Origin of the sequence: Kitasatospora sp. NPDC057542, assembly GCF_042801945.1 — a bacterium.
Classification (GTDB): domain Bacteria; phylum Actinomycetota; class Actinomycetes; order Streptomycetales; family Streptomycetaceae; genus Kitasatospora.
On record NZ_JBHVFE010000827.1, the window covers coordinates 1 to 1521 of the forward strand.

At 66.5% G+C, this 1521-nt stretch carries 2 protein-coding genes; both read right to left on the reverse strand.

All coding sequences use genetic code 11. The features are described 5' to 3' along the window. Positions 1 to 33: 33 nt before the first annotated feature. A complete protein-coding gene (locus tag ACFU7Y_RS43875) occupies positions 34 to 1038 on the reverse strand; it encodes an IS3 family transposase (RefSeq protein ID WP_380349971.1) in 1005 nt (334 codons plus the stop codon). A 20-nt stretch (positions 1039 to 1058) separates the two neighbouring features. Beyond that, positions 1059 to 1442 carry a transposase gene (locus ACFU7Y_RS43880; RefSeq protein ID WP_380349974.1) on the reverse strand — a complete coding sequence of 128 codons (384 nt, stop codon included), beginning with the start codon at positions 1440 to 1442 and terminating at the stop codon, positions 1059 to 1061. Positions 1443 to 1521 lie beyond the last annotated feature (79 nt).

Below are 1521 nucleotides of genomic sequence, written 5' to 3' on the forward strand. Positions count from 1 at the left end.
GAAGATTTCAAGTCCAGTGAGACAGTCGTGACGCTATGAGGTTTGTGGTGCGGGTTCCCTGCGCTTGGCCGGGTCATTGATCCAGGCCGTCTGCGGTATCTCGGGCGGTCGGGGACGACGGCCGAAGCGTTCGGGATGCCGGGCGTATGCCTCGGCGAGGGTGACGGCCCGCTGCTCGCGGACCTCCTCGGCGGTGCCGAAGTGCACGCTGGCAGGTGTGTGAAGGCCGATTCCCGAATGCCGGTGCTCGTGGTTGTAGTACGAGATGAAAGCGTCGAACCATTCCCGGGCATGGGCCAGGGAATCGAACCGCTGTGGGAAGTCGGCCATGTACTTGGTGGTCTTGAACTGGGCCTCGCTGTACGGATTGTCGTTGGAGACCTTGGGCCTGGAGTGGCTTCGGGTGACACCAAGGTCGATCAGCAGTTGGGAGACCTTCTTTGAGGTCATCGAGGTGCCGCGGTCGGCGTGCACGGTCTCGGGCACGATGCCGTTGCGCTCGATGGCCTCGCGGATCAACTCCTCGGCCCGTTCGGCCGATTCGGCCAGTTCGACGGTGTGGCCGACGATGTAGCGGCTGAAGATGTCGATGATGACGTAGGCGTGGTACCAGATGCCCTTCCCAGGGCCGGCTGCCTTGGTGATGTCCCAGGTGAACACCTGAGAGGGTGCGGTGGCGACCAGTTCGGGCACCGTCTTGGCCGGGTGGGTGGCCTGGCGGCGTCGCTCACCGCACTGCCCGCGTTCGCGCAGGATGCGGTACATCGTAGAGACCGAGCAGTGGTAGCGCCCGGCGTCCAGCTCGCGGGCCCAGATCTGCGCGGGAGGCAGTTCGGCGTACTCGGCGTTGTTCATCAACTCCAGGACCGCTGCCCGCTCTTCGGGTTTCAGGGCCGACGGCTGGAGCTGTGGCCTTCTGGGCTCGCGCGCGGGCGGCGGCTTCAGCCTGCGGTAGTGGGTGGCCCTGGAGCGGCCGGTCAGCCGGCATGCGGCCGTGATGCCCAACTTCTGCTCGATGCCGGTGAACGCCTCGTCCACGACGGGGTCGGCGGCGTGTGTCAGTCCGCGCTCTCGGAGATCATTTCCAAGAGCGCCGACGCTTTTCCCAGCACCTCCAGCGCGGCTTTGTTCCTGGCCAGTTCCTTCTCCAACCGTTCCACCTGGCGGCGCAGCTTCTCGTTCTCGACCTCGGTGGCGGACTTCTTCGGACGGGCCGGGCTCGTGCGCCGGTCGACCAACTTCTCCAGAGCCCCGGCATCGCGCGCGGCCCGCCACTCGGTGACGTGCGAGTGGTAGAGGCGCTCACGGCGCAGGACCGCGCCCTTCTCGCCTTCGGGCGCGGCGTCGTACTCGGCCACGATCCGCAGCTTGTACTCGGGGCTGAACGTTCGGCGCTTCGGCCTGGGGGCCGGGTGGGGCGCAGACGGGTTGGTGCTGGTCATCAGGGGTGGAACTCCTACTCGGGCCCTCTCAGGCTAACCCGACAAAGCGGGATGTCTCACCCAAGGCTGGCAGAGAGGG